General features: G+C 46.4%; 1 pseudogene. It reads right to left on the bottom strand.

The features are described from left to right. Nucleotides 1–100: 100 nt before the first annotated feature. Nucleotides 101–358: pseudogene (locus FQ664_RS27525) on the bottom strand (hypothetical protein); the annotation flags it as partial.

Below are 358 nucleotides of genomic sequence, written 5' to 3'. Positions count from 1 at the left end.
TCGCCGATGGTAGTGTGGGGTTTCCCCATGTGAGAGTAGGTCATCGTCAAGATTCATTTCGCAAAACCCCTATCTGCACATGCAGGTAGGGGTTTTGTCTTTAAGTAGAAGCTATCGCTTCTCCTGGTAGGCTGAACGGCCAGCCGGTGGTAAAAAGGTGGTTGACAGCGTTTTTGAATGCTGTATTATTCACCTCCCGCGACGAGAGATCGAAGCGAGTTAAGTGTCTGAAGTTAAACGAGTTTCTCGCAAAAAACTTCAAAATAAACACTTGACAGGAGATGAGGAAAGCGTAGAATGCGCGCCTCGGTTGAGACGAAAGGCTCTTAACCAAACGCTCTTTAACAAATCGAATCAA

This window comes from Pseudomonas persica, from assembly GCF_900291015.1.
Classification (GTDB): domain Bacteria; phylum Pseudomonadota; class Gammaproteobacteria; order Pseudomonadales; family Pseudomonadaceae; genus Aquipseudomonas.
Note: the sequence above shows the minus strand (reverse complement) of the source record. Positions and strands in the feature narration are given on the sequence as shown.